The sequence below is a fragment of the Streptomyces sp. NPDC048650 genome (genome assembly GCF_043199095.1).
In the GTDB taxonomy this organism is placed as follows: Bacteria; Actinomycetota; Actinomycetes; order Streptomycetales; family Streptomycetaceae; genus Streptomyces.
Map to the genome: position 1 here is coordinate 55,043 of NZ_JBICVM010000005.1, position 18,553 is coordinate 73,595.

Sequence of the window (18,553 nt, forward strand, 5' to 3'; positions counted from 1 at the left end):
TGTCCTCCCGCCCGTCGCTCCTCCGCTCCCGTCCCCGTCCCCCAAGGCTCAGGTGCATCCATGACGACCCCCACGCCGTTCTCGCCCGCCGCCCTGACCGACGCCCTGGTGTTCTTCCGCCAGTACACCCGGACCGTCCGTGCCACCGGGGCCATCGCCCCCAGTGGCGCCGCCCTCTCCCGCGCGCTCGTCCGCCACGTCCGCCCCGGGGGCCCCGACCGGCCGCGTGCCGTCCTGGAGGTCGGGCCCGGCACCGGAGCCGTCACCCGGCACCTCGTCGAGCGTCTCGGCCCGCACGACAGCCTTGACCTCGTCGAATCCAACCCGCAGTTCGCCGATCGCCTCGCCGCCGCCCTGAGCAACGACCCGCGGCTGGCCTCCGTCGCGCCCCGCACCCGCCTGCACCGCGGTCCCGTCCAGGACCAGCCGCTGGCCACGTACGACACCATTGTCTGCGGCCTGCCCTTCGCGAATTTCGCGCCCCTCGAGATCGAGGCCGTCTTCCGGCAGCTGCTCACCGCCCTCAACCCCGGCGGCCGGCTCTCCTTCTTCTCCTACGCGGGCGGCGCCACCCTCCAGAAGCTGAGCCGCCGCCCGGCCGCCGCCCGCCGTGCCCTGCGGAGCGCCATCGCCCCGCACCTGGAGCGCAGCGAGCTGGTGATGCCCAACCTCCCACCCGCGTACGTCCACCACCTGGCATCCTCCGCCCCCGAACGCCAGGAAGCCGCCACCCGCTGAACCGGGACGGCAGGGGGCTCATGGCCGGCCGACGCCCGCCCATGAGCCCCTGCCCGATACCCGGAGGGGTATCAGGCGGCGGCGTCCACCATGTCCCGCGGCCCCGGAGCGGATTCAAGGACCGCTCCCGCTCCCGCTCCCGCTTCCGCCTGCGCTTCCGCTTCCGTCAGCCGCGCGATCAGCGTCTCCCGGGCGCGCGCCACCCGGGACCTGACCGTCCCCACGGGACAGCCCATCACCCCCGCGGTCGCCGCGTACGGCAGCCCCAGCAACTGCGTCAGGACGAACGCCTCCCGCCGTTCCGGCGCCAGCGCCGCCAGCAGTTCCGCCAGCGCGACGCCCTCGTCGAAACCGGGCACCCCGCGCGGCTGCATCCGCTCCGCCGCCGACTGCCAGTCGTCGGTGGCCGCCAGCCGGGGCCGGGCGGCCTGGGACCGGATCCGGTCCGCCACCACGCGACGGGCGATCGTCAGCAGCCAGGTCCGTGCCGACGATCGGCCCGCGAACCCCGGGAGGCTGCGCAGTGCCCGGACATAGGTGTCCTGCACCAGGTCGTCGGCGGCCTGCGGATCGCCGCTGAGATGTGTCACATAGCGCCGGACGTCGAGCTGCGTGGCCCGCACGAACCGCTCTACGGCGCGCTCGTCACCCGTACCGGCGGCCAGCGCCCAGCCCGTCACCGCCTCGTCATCCCGCATTCCGCGACCGCCCCTCGTCGCGCGCGACCGCTTCGGGGAGGATGGGCACATGCACTGCTCGCGCATCCGTACGGCACTCTCCGCCCGCCTCGACGGCGAGGAACGGCCGCCCGGCCTCACCGACCGCCTGCTCGACGACCACCTCGCGGGCTGTGCGCAGTGCCGCCGATGGCAGGCCCGGGCGGAAGCGCTGACGGCGGACATCGGCCGCGCCGCGGCCCGGTCCGATGCCGGTCCGGCGTCCGCCGACGCGCTCCTCGCCCGTCTGCGTGCGGCGTCGTCCTCCGCCGCCGCATCCGACTGACGGGACGCGGGCGCGCCCCTTTCGGGCAGGTTTCATCACAACCATCATCTGGAGTCCTCGGGAGTGCTTCGCGTGATCCGGTCACCGCGCGAGGCGGTACCGGTGAAGTGGGATTCGGCCGTGCTGTCCGATGACAGCCGGCTCACGCGGAGGACCCCGCAACGACCTCGCATGGGCGAGCAGCAGCTTCTGCACGGCACGCCGCGGCTCCTGCCGGGCGGCGCGCACACCGGGCGGCGCAGCGGGCAGCAGTACCCGCAGGACGAGCACCAGCGGCGTGAACACCCGCGCCGACACGGCCCGTACGAGCCGGAACGCCGCCCGTTCCCCGCCCCACAGCCACCATGCGCTCAACAGGGCGACGAGCAGGTGCGCGGCCGCCATCCCGATCGCGCCCCCGCCCATGGCGTGCACACCGCCCGAGCCGTGCATGCCGCTCATGCCGTGCACACCACTCATACCCGGGAGCTGCTCGTGCAGGGGCGGTAGCTGGCGCCGCATCCGCTGTGCGGCATCGATATCGGCGGCCGACATCCCCTGTGCGCCGCACAGCCAGGTGCGCGCCCACTCACGCGCCGTCACAGCGCGTTCCCCGCCCGCCACGGCGGCCGCCTGGCCGAGCGAGAAGGCGGTGTGCAGGGCGGCCTGGGTGCCGACCGTCAGCAACCCCACCAGGAGCGGCCCGCGTTCGCGTCCGGCCAGGCACCAGCTGCCGGCCGCGGTCGCCGCGCCGGCCAGGAGCAGCGTCCGTCCGGGGATCGCGGCATCGGACATCGCCATGTGCCCCAGGGCGGCGAGCAGCACACAGACCGCCGCGAACACCGCGGCGCGTAGCCCCCTGAGAACGTGCCCCGCATCCATGACGCGCCCATCGTCGCACCTGGGCCGGCGGGGGTGTGCGGGAGGGGCATCACCTGGGGGTGCACGCGGCGTCAGGTGGTGGGCGTGGTCCTCGACTCGGCCAGGTTCGCCGTCAGCTGGAGCCCGTCGAGCGTGGACCGCGGATCGCCGTGCGCCATGACCGCGTCGCCGATCCGGTCCCGTACGGCGTCGCGGACCTTGGGCCAGGAACTCCGGTTCACCGGGTGGAACTCGGCCTTCGGCATCTGGTCGACGAACTTCCACAGGGGCCGCTGCGTCTGCTGCCGGTGCAGCGACTCCGAGCCGGAGACCGTCACCGGCAGGGTTCCCTGGCCCGCCGCGAACCGGGCGGCGTCCTTGTTCGTGAACAGGAAGGCGAGAAAGGCCGCGCACTCCTTGCGGTGGCCGCCCCGGTTGAACGCCATCAGCCAGTCGCTGAGCCCGACCGGGGGAGCGGCGCCGTTGCCGTGCCGCATCGGGAAGGCGGCGTGTCCGTAGGCGAGTCGGGCCTGCTCGGCCGCCTTGATCAGTACCGGATGGGCCAGCATCATGCCGACCTCACCCTTGAGGAACGCCGCGTACGCGGGCGTCCGGCTGAACCGCGCCGGGTCGTCACCGGCCAGCCCCGGCGCGACCAGCCGGCTCTTCAGCCAGTCCAGCGTCTCGACGTTCTCCTTCTTCGCGAAGTCGTATCCGGACGGGCCCGAATAGCCGCCGCCCGCCGCCAGCATCCACGCCAGGGCTTCGTCCTCGGCCGCCTCCGGGCCGAGTTGCAGCCCGTACGGGGTCTTGACCCCGGCCGCCTTGAGCGCCGCTGCGGTGCTGCGCAGCTCGGCCCAGGAGGACGGCGGGCCGGCGACGCCCGCCCGGGCGAAGAGGCCCTTGTGGTAGAAGAGCCGCGGCGTGCTGGCCAGGAACGGGATCCCGTACTCGACGAAGCCGACCTCTCCGGCGCGGGCGAAGGAGGTGATGAAGTCGGCCTGTGTGGTGACGTCGAAGAGCTCCTCGGCCCGGTACAGCTGGTGGGCCTCGGCGTAGTCGGCGAAGGCGTAGGACTGTGCGATGTCGGGTGCGTTGCCGTTCCTCACCCGGCGGGCGAGCGTCGCGTCGATCCGGCCGATGGGGACGAGTTCCAGGTCGATCCTGATGTGCGGATGCCGCTTCTCGAAGGCGGCGATGGTCGCGTGCCAGCGGTCGACGATGGAGGCGCCCACGCTCTTGCCGTAACTCGCCGCCAGCAGGGACAAGGTGACGTCCCGGCCGCCCGTGTCGCCCTCCGAGCCGCAGCCGGTGAGCCCCCAGGCCGCCGCGCCCGCCATACCCGCCGTACGAGAGAGAAAGAGCCGTCGACGCACTGCTGTTGCCACCTCTGCTGCGCTGCCCGAGCCCAAGGATGGGCCACCAACCGTATGGATCAAGGGTCACGGTACGCGGTGAATGGCAGAACGTGCCATGCAGGCATGGCTTGTCACTACAGACTCGCCCTGATCGTCAACTTCGGGTTGACGTTCAGAGGATCGTCAACTTATGGTTGACGCATGGGGAATTCAGAGCGCACCACCAATCCGGTCCGCCTCGACGACCTGATCGAGGCCATCAAGAAGGTTCATTCCGACGAGCTGGAGCAGCTCTCCGACGCGGTCCTCGCCGCCGAGCACCTCGGTGACGTCGCCGACCACCTGATCGGCCACTTCGTGGACCAGGCGCGACGCTCGGGCGCGTCCTGGACGGACATCGGCACGAGCATGGGGGTCACCAAACAGGCGGCGCAGAAGCGCTTCGTGGTGAAGGGCTCCGGCGAGCCGTCGGACCTCGACCTCCAGCAGGGGTTCAGTCGCTACACGGATCGCGCACGCAAGGTCGTCGTGGCGTCCCAGGAGGAGGCCCGCGCGGCGTCCGGCGTGGATATCCGCCCGGAGCACCTCGTGCTGGGGCTGCTGGCCGAGCCGGAAGGGCTCGGCGCCCGGGCGATCGCCTCGCAGGGGGTCACCGCGGAGGCCGTACGGGAGGCCGTCACCGCGCTGCTGCCGCCCGCGGCCGAGAAGATCCCGGCCCTCATCCCGTTCGACGCCGGGGCGAAGAAGGTCCTGGAGCTCACGTACCGGCAGGCCCTGCGGCTGGGGCACAACTACATCGGTACCGAGCACGTCCTGCTCGCCCTGCTGGAGCAGGAAGCCGGTGCGGGGGTGCTCACCGGTCTCGGTGTCGACAAGGAGGCCACCGAAACGGCCATCGGCGCCGCCTTGGCCGCGATCCACGCCGAACGCGGGCAGGGCGGCTCCTGACAGACGGTTTCCTCCCCCGCACCGGGGGTGCCCAGCGGCACCGCCGGTGCGGGGGAGGTCGTCGCCGTGCCGGTTGCGGGGCGGTCGGCGCCGCGGTCAGGTCGCGGCGAGGTCGCGCTGGATGACCTGCGCGGCTCCTTCGATGGTGGCGACGCCGTAGTCCATGGTGCGGTTTCCGTGCGAGAGGACGGCCATGCCGTAGTCGTGTCCGCTACCGGTGAAGGCGCCCACGCTGTGCACCCGCCAGCCGTTGGTCGTGCGCGGCAGCCAGCCGTTCTTCACGTGCACCGTGGCGGAGGCGGGCGCCCCGGCGGGCACCCCCCACTGCTGGTCGCGCTCGACGTGGTGCATCAGGCCGAGGGCGTAGGCGCGGTCGGAAGCGGTGAGCACGGTGTTGTGCTCGGTCAGCAGCCGCATCAGCTTCAGCTGGTCGCCCGCGGTGATCTGGGTCAGACCCCACGAGCCGCCCTTGCCCGGCACGGTGTGGCGCATGCCCGCCAGGTCCAGGAAGTGCTTGATGCCGGCGGGGCCGATCCGGTGCCAGAGGGCGTTGGTCGAGGCGTTGTCCGACTTGGTGATCATGGCTGTGGCCCAGTGCGCCTCCTTCGGCGTGAGGTGGCGGTGGGCCTCGCCGGCCTGGCGGAGCAGTGCACCGAGCACGGTGACCTTGATGACGCTCGCGGAGTCGAAGTGGGTACCGGCCTGGTAGCGGCAGCTCGTCCCGGTCGGCCGGTCGTAGACGGCCAGCGCCGACCGGCCCCGGCGCCCGTCGAGGGCGCCGGCTATGTCATGGGACAGCTTGGGCGCCAGGCCCGGCTTCTTCGACGTGCACACGACCCGTGAGCCGCCCGCCGGGGAGCTCGCCGTGCTCGCGGCGGCCGGGCTTGTCGCGTGGAGCACGGACAGGAGGACCGACCCGCCGGCCAGCACCGCGACCAGCCCGCGGCGTGCGCAGCGAGAGATGCGCGATGCGTGCATAAGGGATTCCGTTCCGGCCGCCCGGTGCGGGGTGCGGCTCTGACTTCCGTTCATGGGCGACGGTGACGATACGGGGCCCGACAGGGTTCACCTCGAATAAATCGGGCGGAATGTCCGTATTTGTCGGCTCCGCCGACATGTGACGTTCGTCAAAATTGGTCCGGTTTCTCCGTCCCCTTCTACTGGCCCGCCAGTACCTCCGGGCGCAGCAGCTCCGCGAGCCGCTCGGCCGGCAGCAGCCCCTGCTCCAGTACCAGCTCCGCCACCCCGCGCCCGGTAGACAGCGCCTCCTGTGCGATGGCGGTGGCGGCGAGGTAGCCGATGTGCGGGTTGAGCGCCGTGACCAGGCCGATGGAGCTCTCCACGCTCCTGCGCAGCGCCTCGGTATTGGCGGTGATGCCGGACACGCAGCGCTCGGCGAGGGTGTGGCAGGCGGCCCGCAGGTGGGTGATGCTCTCCGACAGCGAGTGCAGAATCACCGGTTCGAACGCGTTGAGCTGGAGCTGGCCCGCCTCGGCGGCCATGGTGATGGTGACGTCGTTGCCGATCACCTCGAAGGCCACCTGGTTGACGACCTCGGGGATCACCGGATTGACCTTGCCGGGCATGATGCTCGAACCCGCCTGCACCGGCGGCAGGTTGATCTCCGCGAGCCCCGCCCGCGGCCCCGAGGAGAGCAGCCGCAGATCGTTGCAGCTCTTGGAGAGCTTCACCGCGATCCGCTTCAGGACGCCGGACAGATGGACGAAGGCCCCACAGTCCTGAGTGGCCTCCACCAGGTTCGCCGAGGTGACCAGCGGCAGTCCGGTGAGGTCCGCGAGGTGGCGGCGGGCCGCCTCCGCGTAGCCCCGGGGAGCGTTGAGCCCGGTGCCGATGGCGGTGGCCCCGAGGTTGATCTCATGGATGAGGAGAGCGGCCTCGGCCAGCCGCCCCTGGTCCTCCTCCAGCATCACGGCGTACGCGGAGAACTCCTGCCCCAGCGTCATCGGCACGGCGTCCTGGAGCTGGGTGCGTCCCATCTTGAGGACGTCACGGAACTCCGCCGCCTTCGCGGCGAACGCCTCCCGCAGCACGGTCATCGCGTCGAGCAGCTCATGTACGGCGATGACCGTCGCCACCTTCACGGCGGTCGGGTACACGTCATTGGTCGACTGGCCGAGGTTGACGTCCTCGTTGGGATGCAGCGGGCCGTAGTCGCCCTTGGACCGGCCCAGGATCTCCAGCGCCCGGTTGGCGATGACCTCGTTGGCGTTCATGTTGGTCGAGGTGCCGGCGCCGCCCTGGATGACGTCGACGACGAACTGGTCGTGCAGCAGCCCCTCTTCGCGGATCTCCCGGCAGGCGCCCGCAATGGCGTCGGCCTTCTCCGCGGTGAGCAGCCCGAGGTCCTGGTTCGCCCGCGCCGCCGCCTCCTTGACGGCGGCGAGCGCGTTGATCAGATGCGGGTAGGCGGAGATCGGCGTCCCGGTGATGGGGAAGTTCTCGACGGCGCGCAGGGTGTGGATGCCCCAGTACGCGTCGGCGGGTATCTCGCGGTCCCCGAGGAGGTCGTGTTCGCGGCGGTGGCCGTCGACGGCAGTCATGGCGCAAGTGGTCCTTCGTGAGAGGGGAGGGGAGGGGAGGGGAGGGGAGGGAAATACGGAGGTGCGGGCGGAGGGGGGGACGCCGGCGCGCGACGGGGACGCGGTCAGGGCGCCGGGTGCAGGAATCGGCTCACGCGTGTCCGTGGTACGCAGGAATCGGTGAAACCATCGCCCCCGCAGCCCGCAGTGAACCGATCTGCTCGCCGCCCCCGACGACCGGCGCGGTGGCGAAGACGGCCAAGGTCCGGGGATCGAGGCCGCAGCGTTCGAGGGCCGCGGCGGCCACCGGCATCCGGGCGCGGTCGGCGCCGTCGGCGATCTTCACGCCGATCGCCCGGCCGTCCGGCAGCGCGGCGATCTGCACCCCCTCGAACCCGTCCTTGGCGATCAGGCCGGGCACCGCACGCATCAGCCGGGTGACGTCCCGGCCTTCCCCGGCGACCATCTCCGGGTGGTCGCGCATGGCGTCCGCCACCCGCCCCTCGGCGGTGCCGGGCGCCGCCGTCGCCAGCCGGGCCATGGCCCTGGTGAGACCGTGCAGGGACACGGAGAACAGCGGCGCACCGCAGCCGTCGACCGTGACATGGGCGATGCCCTGCCCGGTCAGGTCCTCCACCGTCGCCGCGAGCGCCCACTGGAGTGGATGACCGGGATCGAGGTAGGTGTCCAGGCTCCAGCCCCGCGCATGGGCGGTCATCAGCATGGCGGCGTGCTTGCCGGAGCAGTTCTGGGCGAGCCGGGACGGCCCGAGGCCGCGCCCCAGCCAGGTGTCCCGGGCTGCCGGTCCGTACGGCAGATCCGGCACATTGCGCAGAGCGTCCTCGTTCAGGCCGGCCGAGTGCAGCATCCGGCGGGCGGTCGCCAGATGCCGCTCCTCGCCGGAGTGGCTGGCGGCGGTGAGGGCCAGGGACGCGGCGTCCAGCGGCGGCAGTCCCGCACGCAGCAGGCCGACCGCCTGGATCGGCTTGAGTGCCGAGCGCGGCAGGAACGCGGCCTCGATGTCGCCCGCCTGGAACTCCACGCTGCCGTCCGCCGCCAGCACGACGACCGAACCGTGGTGGACGCCCTCGACGATCCCGCCGCGCACCATCCGGGCGACCGGGACATGGCCCGGATCCCGGACGTCGGGCGGCGCTCCGGGGGCCCTGCGGGGCGTCGCCGCGATGTCCTGACTGTCCATCACTTTCCTTCGCTCTCCGTACCCTTGAGGCCCGGTACCGCTCCGGTCGCGCCGTCGCCGGTGGCCGCTGCCCTGATCGCCCCGACCCGCTTCCGCACCAGGAACCAGCCCGCGACGAGCGCGGCCGCAATCACCGGGAGGCAGGCGACCGTGGTCCGTCCGGCCCCGCCGTCGGCCCACATGAGCACCAGCACCAGCGCCAGGAAGGCCAGCGTCACGCACTCGGTCCACGGTGAGCCGGGGAGGCGGTAGCCGGGGCGCGCGAGCCGTCCGGCGCGGGCCTGCCGCCAGAAGAGCAGGTGGCAGATCATGATCATCGCCCAGGTGCTGAGGATGCCGATCGCCGCGAAGTTCAGCACGATCTCGAACGCCTGGCTCGGCACCACGTAGTTGAGGCCGACGCCCAGCACACAGATGCCGGAGGTGAGGAGGATGCCGCCGTAGGGGACCTGGCTGCGGCTCATCACGCCGGTGAACCGCGGCGCGGATCCGGACATCGCCATGGAGCGCAGGATCCGACCGGTGGAGTAGAGGCCGGAGTTGAGGCTGGACATCGCGGCGGTGAGCACCACGAGATTCATCACGCCGCCCGCCGCGGGCACCCCGACATGCGACAGCACGGTCACGAAGGGGCTCTCGGCCGCCGAGTACGCGCTCCACGGCATCAGCATCGCCAGCAGCACCACCGAACCGACGTAGAACAGCGCCACCCGCCACATGATCGAGTTGATCGCTCTGGGCATGACCTTCTCCGGCTCCGCCGTCTCGCCCGCCGTGACCCCGACCAGCTCGACCGAGGCATAGGCGAAGACCACGCCCTGGACGACCAGCAGCATCGCGAGCGTGCCGGTCGGGAAGAGGCCGCCGTGGTCGGTGATCAGCGAAGGGCCGGGGGAGCGGCCGTCGACCGGGTGCCCGGTGGACAGCAGGAAGATGCCGATCAGCAGGAAGACGACCAGTGCGCCGACCTTGATGATCGCGAACCAGAACTCCAGCTCGCCGAAGATCTTCACGGAGATGAGGTTCACGGTCACCACGACCGCCAGCGCTATCAGTGCGACCACCCACTGGGGCACGCGGGCGAACATCCCCCAGTAGTGCGTATAGGTCGCCACCGCGGTGATGTCGGCGATCCCGGTGGTCGCCCAGTTCAGGAAGTACATCCAGCCCGCGACGAACGCCCCTTTCTCGCCGAGGAACTCCCTGGCGTACGAGACGAACGCACCCGACGACGGCCGGTGCAGCACCAGCTCGCCCAGCGCCCGCACCACGAGGAAGGCGAAGAGCCCGCAGACGGCGTAGGCGACCGCCAGCGACGGGCCGGCATCGGCGAGCCGGCCGCCCGCGCCGAGGAACAGCCCGGTGCCGATGGCTCCACCGATGGCGATCATGTTCACATGCCGGGACGTCAGGGACTTGCGGTACCCGGCGTCGCCGGCGTCGACATGTCCGCCGCCCGAGTGCCCCGGATCCGGTGGCTCGTGCTGTGGTCCGGACTGTCGGAGGGACTGTTCGCTCACGGCTGGTCCTCGTCGTCGGGGGCGGGTGTCGTGCGGTCGGGCGGCCGCACGATGGTGGTCAGCGTCGACTCGACGCGGGCCAGATGGTGGGTCATGGCGTCCACCGCGTCCTGCTCGGAGCGGTCGATCAGCGCCTCGACGATCGCCCGGTGCTCACGGTTGGACTGCTCGCGCCGCCCACCGAGCTCGTTGAGGAAGGCCGACTGGCGGGCCAGCGCGTCCCGGATCTCCTCGATGACCCGCCGGAAGACCGGGTTCCGCGCCGCCTGGGCGACCGCCAGGTGGAAGAGGGTGTCCATCGCCACCCATGCGGTGGTGTCGGTCTCGCGCTCCATCCGCTCCAGCAGATGGGTGAGGTGATCGACGTCCTCGGGCGTACGGCGCACGGCCGCGTAACCGGCCACCGGGATCTCCACGTGCCGCCGCACCTCGAGGAGGTCGCTCGCCGCGTAGTCGCCGAAGGTCGGGTCCGCCACCGCGCCGTCGGACACCACAAAGGTGCCCTTGCCGGTCCGCGAGACGGTGAGCCCCATCGTCTGCAGCGCGCGCAGCGCCTCCCGGAGCACGGGCCGGCTCACCTCCAGCCGGCGGCACAGTTCCGCCTCGGACGGCAGCTTGTCCCCGACCGCGTATTCGCCGCGTTCGATCGCGCCGCGTAGATGGGTCAGCACCGCTTCCATGGCGCTGACCCGCCTGGGCATATCGCCAGCTGTCTGGCTGTCTGACAGGTTCACCCTGGGATGGTCGTTCGGGTGGGGGCGAGGTGTCAAGGGGGTGCGCGTGGCGGAGATCGCACGGCGCCCGTTGCGACGACGGGGGCGCTTCTGTGATCGTCGTGCGCCCTGTCCGGATGTCGGACCCGCCCGCCACCATGGGGGCAGCAGCGCCCACGACCGGCTCGGAGGCCGCCTGATGGACGTCCACACTCTCACCCGGCTCGACGACGCCACCTATGAACGGCTTGTCCTCGACAACGCCCACCCTCCGGCGCGTGACCAGGAGATCTGGGGATTACTCCTCGGCCGGCCGCTCATCGACCGCACCCGCGACACCCTCTCCGCGCTGGTGCAGCGCAATGTCTCGGCCCTGCGCAAACGGAAGGCCGAACGTGACGCGTTTCAGGCCGCGTGCTTCGCCCGGGGGCCGGCCGGCAAGAAGGACTGGTTCGATACCCGCAACGACTACGAGGAGTGGCGGCACCGCGCCGCGAATTTCGCCCGCACCGTGCAGAACGCCCTCGCCGACGTCAACCGCGCCCGGCGCGACCTCAATCGCGCCGCGAATCACAGCGTGGCGCAGGAACACCGCGAGTGCCTGCGGGATCTGGCCCTCGCCGTGCAGCGGCACCAGGCCGCCCACGCCCGGGCCGGCGGCATCGCCGAGCAGCCCGACTACGAGCTGTGGCAGGCGCTGGACCGGATCACGGTACCGATGGGCCCGAGCTGCGAGCCGACGTCGCTGCGGACGATGCTCGACATCTACTGGACCGACGTGGCGTCGGTGGAGGGCGGGGCCGAGCAACGGGCCGGTGCGGAACGGGTGATGCGGTCGGCGCCGGCCGGCCGGTCCGGACGGTTCAGCGGAGTGCCCAAGGCCCGCCATGTGGACAACGGCAAGCGACTGGCCTGAAGACGTCGTTCTCTTTGGTGGAACGCCGCTACGACGTCGGGCTGCCCTGGGCGCTGTCGTCCCCCGCACCTGACGGGGCCAGGACCGAGGCTGCCAAGCGGTCACGGAACCAGCGGTGCCCCGGGTCGGTCGAGTTGCGGGGGTGCCAGGCCATTCCGAGGTCGAGGGGTGCCAGGTCGAGGGGGATGGGGAAGGTGCGCAGCCCCAGTGCGGAGACGGCCTCGGGGAGCCAGTCGGCCAGGGCGAGCGCCACGAGGTCGGTGTCCCGGGCGAGCATCATCGCGCTCGTGTGGCTGGGGACGACGACCGCGGTCCGGCGCCGCAGCCCGAGTTCCGCGAGCGCGCTGTCGATGGGCCCGAGGCGCTTGCCGAGCCGCGAGATGCCGATGTGGTCGGCCGCGGCGAAACGGCGGGCGTCGATCCGCCCGCCGAAGAGGGGATGACCGCTGCGGGCGATGCCGAGCAGCGTCATCTCGGTGAGCCGTTGGGTTCGGATCTCCGGGTCCAGGTGTCCGAGGACGCCCAGTTCGACGTCCACCCAGCCCTGCCGCAGCGCGGGGCCGCCCTCCAGGGCCTCCGGCAGGAAGACCACGTTCACCTGCGGGGCCTCCGCGTGGATCTGCTCGGTCAAGGTCCCGGCCAGCCCCACCAGGAGCAGGTCGGTGGCCTGCACGGTGAAGGTGCGCTGGAGATGCGCGGCGTCGAAGCCGGCCCCGGGCCGCAGGACGTTGTCGCAACCGCGCAGCACCTCGCTCACCTCCTCCCGGAGTTCCAGGGCTCGCGGGGTCGGGACCATCCCCTGGCCCGCGCGGACCAGCAGGGGGTCACCGACGGCGCGGCGGAGCCGGGCCAGCGTGCGACTGGCTGCCGCGGGTGACGTGCCGAGTCGCTCCGCGGCGCGGGTCACGCTGTTCTCCTGGAGCAGCGCGTCCAGGGCTCGTAGCAGATTGAGATCCATTGACGCTCCTGAGCTGCAGTTTTACGCCTGAGTCAACTATGAGATGCCAATCTTTGCATTGCTGCGAAATCCTCTCGCGCCGAGAGTGGAGGTGTCCGCGAGGTCGCGTGACATCCCCTTCGCCCGTTCAAGGAGCCCTCTGTGCAACAGTCCCCCCGCGCCGGTCGAGAAGGCGATGTGCTGGCCGTGGTCAGTCAGAGTGGTCCGACGGTCTCGTTCTTCGACGCCGCCCATGACCGGCACATCGGTACGACGGAAATCCTCGCCGAGCCCCATGAGTTGTGCTTCGACCCGACGCAGCGACTGCTGTGGTGCACCACGGCCTATCACTCGGGCTACTACCACGCGAACAGCGGCCGACGCACCGAGCTGACCGTCATCGACCCCGACACACGCCGCATCGTCGAGGTCATCGACCTCGCCCCGGAACACGGGCCGCACGGGCTGGCGTTGGACACCGCGCGTCGTCGCCTCTACGTCAGCGTGGAGGGCTCGGCGGATCGCCCCGGCGGTGTCGTGGTGATCGACACGGAGACCCGTCGGCCGCTGGGCAGGATCGACACGGACGCGCCGGGACCGCACTGGTTCGCCATCGACCCGGCGGGACGGACGGGTTACGCCTCCAACAAGGAGGCGCCGTTCGTGTCGGTCGTCGATCTCGAACGGGGCATCCTCACCGCGAAGGTCGAGGTGCCGGGCAGTGAGGGGCTCGCCGTCTCCGCCGACGGCGCGCACGTCTTCGTCGCCGCGCCCTACGGCGGTTCCTTCTCCGCCACCCTCGAGGAGCGGCCGGCCACGGGAGTCCGGGTCATCGACGCCCGGACGGCGTCCGTCGTCGACACCCTGCCCACGGAGGACATCGTCCTGCCGGTGCACCTGACGTCGTCGGGCAAGCTGCTCGCCGGCGAAATGCGCAGCGAACCCGACCCGGTGGCCCCACTCGGGCGCCACGCGCCGGGCCGCCTCACGGTGTTCTCCGCCGACACCCACAAGCAACTGGGGGAGGTCGAGGTGGGGCTCTGCCCGCTGACCATCACCTCCTCGCCCGACGGCCGGCTCGCCTATGTGGCCTGCGTCGCCTCGTCCACCGTCGACATCGTCGACCTGGAGACGCTGCAGCGCCTGGCCCGGCTGGACATCGCCAGGCTCGGCGAGCCCGGCGCCCACGGCCTGGCCTACATCCCGCGCCCGGCCTCACCCCTGTGAGGACAGGGCGCCATGCCGTCGGCGGCTGAACCCCGCCGCGATGCCGCGGTGGCCGCACAGCGCAGTCCCCCCGGGCCTCCGACGGCCCGTTCGTTCATGGACGTCGAACCGGGCCTGCCCTCGACGTGGCGCCCCCGTCGCCCACCGACACCCAGGAAGAGAAAGAGACATACGTGATCGTCATCACCGCACCCACCGGCACCATAGGCCGCCGGCTCGTCGACGACCTGCTCGATCGCGGGGCACCGCTGCGCCTCGTCGCCCGCGACCCCTCGCGGCTCGCACCCGAGGTTCGTGAACGGTCCGAGGTCGTCGAGGGCTCGCACGGCGACGCCGCCGTCATCGACCGGGCGTGTGACGGCGCCGAGGCCGTCTTCTGGCTCGCGCCGGACGATCCGGCCGCACCGAGCGTCGAAGCCGTCTATGTCGACTTCACTCGCCCCGCATGCGAGGCGTTCGCCCGCCACGGCGTCCAGCGCGTCGTCGGCATCTCCGCACTCGGCCGCGGAACGCCGATGGCCGATCAGGCCGGCCTGGTGACCGCATCGCTGGCGATGAACGATCTGATCGCCGCCTCGGGCGTCGCCTACCGAGCGGTGAGCTGCCCGTCGTTCATGCACAACCTGCTCCGCCAGGTCGGCGCGATCAAGAACCACGGAACGTTCTCCTTGATGATCGACCCGGACCTGAGGAGCCCCACCGTCGCCACCCGCGACATCGCCGCCACCGCCGCGCGGCTACTGCTCGACGATTCCTGGGAGGGGGCCGGCCAGGTCCCCTGCCTCGGTCCCGAGGACCTGACGCCCATCGAGATGGCACAGATCCTCTCCGAGGTCCTCGGGACCGAGATCGGCTATCGGCAGATTCCGGGTTCGGCGTTCAAGGAGCGCCTCACCGGCTTCGGGACGACCGACGCGATGGCGCAGGGGATGGTCGACATGTTCGACGCGAAGAACAAGGGCCTCGACAACGCCGAGCCGCGCACCGCGGAGTCGACGACCCCGACGACGTTCCGGCAGTGGTGCGAGGAGGTCCTCAAACCGGCCGTGACGGCCTGAACGCGCAGCCCGACGGATTCGCCACCGATCACTCTGCGCCGCGTCACCCGCCGGCGCGAGCGATCGGTGGGAGTCGGCGGCCGGGCCGGGCCGGGCCGCGCTGCCCGGCCCGGCCCCCCTGCCCCACTCCGGCTTGACCTCAACTCGACTCGAGGTCGGAGACTGTCCCCATGGCTGCAGAACCGACCGATCGCATCACCCTCATTCGCGAGGAACTGGCCGTCCTGGGTCTCACCCAGCCCCAGTACTGGATCCTCCGTTACCTCGCCCCGGACGATCTGGGGCCCGCTGTTGCCGGCCGCAGCCTCGACGAACTGACCGGCATCCTCCAGGAGTACCTTCTCTCGGGCGACGACCTCCCGGCGGACGCGGCCGACCTCGCCGCCCGGGCCCTGATCACGCGGACCCCCGAGGGCCGTCTTCAGCTCACCCCCAGTGGCCGGGCGGCCCACACCCGGGTGAAGGCGAGCCTCCCGGCCATACGGGCCCGCCTCGGCGAGGGGCCGCCCTCGTGACGAGGGCGATGTGTCAGGAGGCGAGCACTTCCGTGTTCTGGCAGGCGACCAGGCGCCATTGCCCGTCCTCCTTCGCCATGACGTAGAGCGGAGTGCCCGGGTTTCCGATCGGTCGGCCGTCGAGCGTCCAGTACTGCGCGTGCGCCTTGACCGCGGCGACGTCGGGCCGGATGAACAGCACGTGCAACACCTCGTACGTGGCCGTCGAGTCCTTCATCGCACCGGGGAGCACGTGGTGGGTGAAGGCCGAGATCTCCTCTCGACCGGTGAGGCGCTTGCCGTGGCCCGTTGTCCAGATCGCGTCGGCCCGGAACAGGCCGACGAACTCCTCGGGGAGTTCGTTCTGTTGGGAGTGCTCAAGAGTGGCGATCACCTGCTTGATCGCTTCGATCTCGGTTTCCTGCGTCTGCTCGTCCATGACTGTCGTCTCCATGCCGATCATCATGGAACCTCAACTCGACTTGAGGTCAAGTCCTCCAGTCAAGGAAATCACCCCCAGCACGCCTCAGTTGGTCGCCGGCTGTGCCTCGCGGCCGAGTTCGCGTCGCAGGCGCATGAAGGGGCGGGGGCGGTTGAGGGCGAGTACGGCTGTGGTGTGGCCGTCGCGTTCGTAGCGGGCGAGGAAGCTGCGGTCGTCGGGGGAGCCTTCGATGATGCGCGGCCGGTCGGTGGGCAGCCGCCGACCGGCGAACTGCAGCCGCACGCCGTACTGGTCGGACCAGAAGTACGGCACCGCCCGATGGGTGGCGACGGTGCGGCCGGCGAGGAGGTTCCGGGCGGCGACGGCGGCCTGTTCGGTGGCGCTGGTCCAGTGCTCGGCGCGGGTGCCGTCCGCCCTGGCCACGTCGCCGACGGCCACGATGCCGGGGACCGGGGTGACGCAGCCCGCGTCGCACCGCACCCCGTCGTCCAGCGGCAGCCCGGAGTCCGCCAGCCAGTCGGTGCGGGGGCGGACGCCGATGCCGATGACGGCCACGGAGGCGGGGAGCAGCCGGCCGTCGGCCAGTTCGACTCCGCGCAGGCGGCCGTCCGTGCCGCCGCTGTGCAGTTGGGCGACGCCGGTGCCGGTCAGCAGCCGGACCCCGTGATCGGCGTGGAGGGCGGCGCAGATCCGGGCCATGCCCTCGCCGAGCTGGGGAGCCAGGGGGAGTGGGGCGGCCTCGACCACGGTGACGTCGTGGCCCAGGGCGGCACAGGACGAGGCGACTTCGGCGCCGATGAAGCCGCCGCCGATCACCACGACCTCGGTGCGGCCGCGGGCGAGATCCGCGCGCAGGGACCGCGCGTCGTCGAGGGTGCGCAGGGTGTGGGTGCCGACGGGCGCGGGGCCCGGGAGGCGGCGCGGGGTGGCTCCGGTGGCGATGACCAGGCCGTCGGTGACGAGGGAGCGGCCGTTGTCGAGCAGGACCGTGCGGGAGCCGGTGTCGAGTCCGGTGGCGCGGGTGCCGAGCAACCATTCGGCGTCGAGTTCGGCGATCTCCTCGGCGTCGGTCAGGGCCAGTTGTGCCTCACTGGCGGTGGCGTCCGTGAGGAATCCCTTGGACAGCGGCGGCCGGTCGTAGGGGCGGTGCGCCTCCTCCCCGACGATGACCAGGCTGCCGTCGTAGCCCTGGGAGCGCAGGGCCCGTGCGGTGTACAGCCCCGCCAGCGAGGCCCCGATGACAGTGATGGACTTCATGTGGCGGTGTCCTCCCGAAGGGTGTGGCGGACGTGGCCCGCGCCGGACCGTGCGGTCACGGTGCGGTGCGGTGGGGCCGGGCGGGCCGCTGCCCTGCTGCGGAAACCGAATGAAGCGGTGGGCAGCGGGCATCCGACCAGACACCCCTCCGGCCGGTCGGTGCGATGTGCGGCGTCCCGGCGGTTGCTGGTGTCGTCGGCGGAGCGCGGCGCTCCGTCGGTGTGACGGACGGCGATCGGAGGAGCGGAAGTGGTGTGTGCGGATACGGCGCGGACGGATGTGGGTGCGTCGTCCTCGGGCGGACGGCGGAGGCGGCGGACGGGCATCACGAGGCCCCTCAGTTACTGTTCGGTACAGTTCCGGTTTCGCGGTGCGCACGGTGAAGCGTTATGCGCAACAGAATCCAGATGGGGAGCCGGTGCGTCAAGCACTCCCCGTGAATGCCGGCCCGGATCGGGCCGCCGGGGCGGGAGGCCGAGCGGATGACGGACGCGACAGCGGCGGGGTGTGCGGCGGTGGAGCCGCCGAAGGGCCCGGTCAGCGCGGTGCGGTCGGTGGACCGGGCGGTCACCGTCCTGGAGATCCTGGCGCGGCTGGGCGAGGCGGGGGCGAGCGGGATCGCCGAGGAGCTCGGCGTGCACAAGTCGACGGCGTTCCGGATCCTGGGGGTGCTGGAGAACCGGGGGCTGGTCACGCAGGAGCAGGAGCGCGGCAAGTACTACCTCGGCGCGGGGGTGTTGCGGCTGGCCGGTGCGGCCGCCGTACGGCTCGACATCGCGCAGGAGGGTGCGGCACTCTGCCGGGACCTCGCCGACGAGCTGGGTGAGACGGTCAACATCGCGGTCCTCGACGGCACCGCGGCCGTCAACATCATGCAGGCGCACGGCCCGGCGGCGGTCACCGCGCAGAACTGGCTCGGACGGCGCACCGCGCTGCATGCGACGTCCAGCGGCAAAGCGCTGCTCGCCTTCCAGCCCGAGCCGGTCCGACAGGCCGTCCTGGACGGCGCGTTGCCGCGGCTGACCGGGCGGACGATCACCTCACCGGCCGCGTTGCGCCGCGAGCTGGCGGAGGTCGCCGAGCGGGGATTCGCCCTGGCGACCGAGGAGTTGGAGGTCGGACTGCGCGCGGTGGGCGCGCCGGTGCGGGCGCACGACGGCGCGGTCATCGGGGCGATCAGCGTGTCGGCGCCCGCGTACCGGCTGTCCGAGGAGCACCTCACGGAGGTGGTCGAGCGCACTGTTGCGGCCGCGTGGGAGCTCTCGCGGCGGATGGGATACGTCCGTTGAGCGGATGACGAGGGCGGGGGGCGTACGCGGGGCCGGAGCGGTGAGCCGGCCCCGCTGTCGTGTGTGCGGCCGT

General features: G+C 71.8%; 19 protein-coding genes. 8 read left to right on the forward strand and 11 right to left on the reverse strand.

Annotated features, from left to right (window positions below):
- Window positions 1–60: 60 nt before the first annotated feature.
- Window positions 61–738 (forward strand): class I SAM-dependent methyltransferase, encoded by a 678-nt coding sequence (locus ACGFML_RS15435; protein ID WP_393543865.1) that lies wholly within the window; start codon window positions 61–63, stop codon window positions 736–738.
- Window positions 739–809: 71 nt separating this feature from the next.
- On the opposite strand, the gene ACGFML_RS15440 is transcribed toward ACGFML_RS15435, so the two are convergent.
- On the reverse strand, window positions 810–1,436 hold the full coding sequence (locus tag ACGFML_RS15440; RefSeq protein WP_393543867.1) for a sigma-70 family RNA polymerase sigma factor: 627 nt from the start codon (window positions 1,434–1,436) through the stop codon (window positions 810–812).
- 49 nt (window positions 1,437–1,485) lie between these two features.
- On the opposite strand from ACGFML_RS15440, the gene ACGFML_RS15445 reads away from it, so the two are divergent.
- Entirely contained in the window at window positions 1,486–1,740 is a 255-nt protein-coding gene (locus tag ACGFML_RS15445) for a zf-HC2 domain-containing protein (RefSeq protein WP_393543869.1), read from the forward strand.
- An 81-nt stretch (window positions 1,741–1,821) separates the two neighbouring features.
- Here ACGFML_RS15445 and ACGFML_RS15450 read toward each other — a convergent pair whose 3' ends face one another.
- On the reverse strand, window positions 1,822–2,601 hold the full coding sequence (locus ACGFML_RS15450) for a PE-PGRS family protein (RefSeq protein ID WP_393543870.1): 780 nt from the start codon (window positions 2,599–2,601) through the stop codon (window positions 1,822–1,824).
- 71 nt (window positions 2,602–2,672) lie between these two features.
- Window positions 2,673–3,956: an extracellular solute-binding protein gene (locus ACGFML_RS15455; protein WP_393543872.1), complete on the reverse strand. Its 1,284-nt coding sequence runs from the start codon at window positions 3,954–3,956 to the stop codon at window positions 2,673–2,675.
- A 183-nt stretch (window positions 3,957–4,139) separates the two neighbouring features.
- Between ACGFML_RS15455 and ACGFML_RS15460 the strand changes: the two genes are divergently transcribed.
- Entirely contained in the window at window positions 4,140–4,886 is a 747-nt protein-coding gene (locus ACGFML_RS15460) for a Clp protease N-terminal domain-containing protein (protein WP_393543874.1), read from the forward strand.
- A gap of 96 nt (window positions 4,887–4,982) precedes the next feature.
- Here ACGFML_RS15460 and ACGFML_RS15465 read toward each other — a convergent pair whose 3' ends face one another.
- From ACGFML_RS15465 to ACGFML_RS15485, 5 genes are all read right to left on the reverse strand, one after another.
- The gene (locus ACGFML_RS15465; RefSeq protein WP_393543876.1) at window positions 4,983–5,864 is read right to left on the reverse strand and encodes a serine hydrolase; all 882 of its coding nucleotides are present in this window, start codon (window positions 5,862–5,864) and stop codon (window positions 4,983–4,985) included.
- A gap of 179 nt (window positions 5,865–6,043) precedes the next feature.
- Window positions 6,044–7,447, reverse strand: coding sequence for an aspartate ammonia-lyase (gene aspA, locus ACGFML_RS15470; RefSeq protein ID WP_393543877.1), 1,404 nt, complete (start codon window positions 7,445–7,447; stop codon window positions 6,044–6,046).
- 130 nt (window positions 7,448–7,577) lie between these two features.
- Window positions 7,578–8,627, reverse strand: coding sequence for an asparaginase (locus tag ACGFML_RS15475; RefSeq protein ID WP_393543878.1), 1,050 nt, complete (start codon window positions 8,625–8,627; stop codon window positions 7,578–7,580).
- A complete protein-coding gene (locus tag ACGFML_RS15480) occupies window positions 8,627–10,147 on the reverse strand; it encodes an amino acid permease (protein ID WP_393543880.1) in 1,521 nt (506 codons plus the stop codon). The genes ACGFML_RS15475 and ACGFML_RS15480 overlap by 1 nt, the downstream gene beginning before the upstream one ends.
- A complete protein-coding gene (locus ACGFML_RS15485; protein ID WP_393543882.1) occupies window positions 10,144–10,881 on the reverse strand; it encodes a FadR/GntR family transcriptional regulator in 738 nt (245 codons plus the stop codon). The genes ACGFML_RS15480 and ACGFML_RS15485 overlap by 4 nt, the downstream gene beginning before the upstream one ends.
- A 178-nt stretch (window positions 10,882–11,059) precedes the next feature.
- On the opposite strand from ACGFML_RS15485, the gene ACGFML_RS15490 reads away from it, so the two are divergent.
- Entirely contained in the window at window positions 11,060–11,776 is a 717-nt protein-coding gene (locus ACGFML_RS15490) for a hypothetical protein (protein WP_393543884.1), read from the forward strand.
- A 28-nt stretch (window positions 11,777–11,804) separates the two neighbouring features.
- Here the strand turns inward: ACGFML_RS15490 and ACGFML_RS15495 are convergent, their stop codons facing one another.
- A complete protein-coding gene (locus tag ACGFML_RS15495) occupies window positions 11,805–12,734 on the reverse strand; it encodes a LysR family transcriptional regulator (protein ID WP_393543886.1) in 930 nt (309 codons plus the stop codon).
- A 141-nt stretch (window positions 12,735–12,875) separates the two neighbouring features.
- On the opposite strand from ACGFML_RS15495, the gene ACGFML_RS15500 reads away from it, so the two are divergent.
- From ACGFML_RS15500 to ACGFML_RS15510, 3 genes are all read left to right on the forward strand, one after another.
- Window positions 12,876–13,940 (forward strand): YncE family protein, encoded by a 1,065-nt coding sequence (locus ACGFML_RS15500; RefSeq protein WP_393543888.1) that lies wholly within the window; start codon window positions 12,876–12,878, stop codon window positions 13,938–13,940.
- A 173-nt stretch (window positions 13,941–14,113) separates the two neighbouring features.
- Window positions 14,114–14,998 carry an NAD(P)H-binding protein gene (locus ACGFML_RS15505; RefSeq protein WP_393543890.1) on the forward strand — a complete coding sequence of 295 codons (885 nt, stop codon included), beginning with the start codon at window positions 14,114–14,116 and terminating at the stop codon, window positions 14,996–14,998.
- A 170-nt stretch (window positions 14,999–15,168) separates the two neighbouring features.
- Complete coding sequence (locus tag ACGFML_RS15510; protein ID WP_393543892.1) at window positions 15,169–15,513, forward strand: hypothetical protein; 345 nt, start codon at window positions 15,169–15,171, stop codon at window positions 15,511–15,513.
- Between the two features lie 13 nt (window positions 15,514–15,526).
- Here ACGFML_RS15510 and ACGFML_RS15515 read toward each other — a convergent pair whose 3' ends face one another.
- Together ACGFML_RS15515 and ACGFML_RS15520 are read right to left on the reverse strand one after the other, a co-directional pair.
- Window positions 15,527–15,946 (reverse strand): SgcJ/EcaC family oxidoreductase, encoded by a 420-nt coding sequence (locus tag ACGFML_RS15515; RefSeq protein WP_393543893.1) that lies wholly within the window; start codon window positions 15,944–15,946, stop codon window positions 15,527–15,529.
- A 72-nt stretch (window positions 15,947–16,018) separates the two neighbouring features.
- The gene (locus ACGFML_RS15520; RefSeq protein ID WP_393543895.1) at window positions 16,019–17,191 is read right to left on the reverse strand and encodes an NAD(P)/FAD-dependent oxidoreductase; all 1,173 of its coding nucleotides are present in this window, start codon (window positions 17,189–17,191) and stop codon (window positions 16,019–16,021) included.
- Between the two features lie 482 nt (window positions 17,192–17,673).
- Between ACGFML_RS15520 and ACGFML_RS15525 the strand changes: the two genes are divergently transcribed.
- Window positions 17,674–18,480, forward strand: coding sequence for an IclR family transcriptional regulator (locus ACGFML_RS15525; protein ID WP_393543897.1), 807 nt, complete (start codon window positions 17,674–17,676; stop codon window positions 18,478–18,480).
- The last annotated feature ends 73 nt before the right edge of the window (window positions 18,481–18,553 follow it).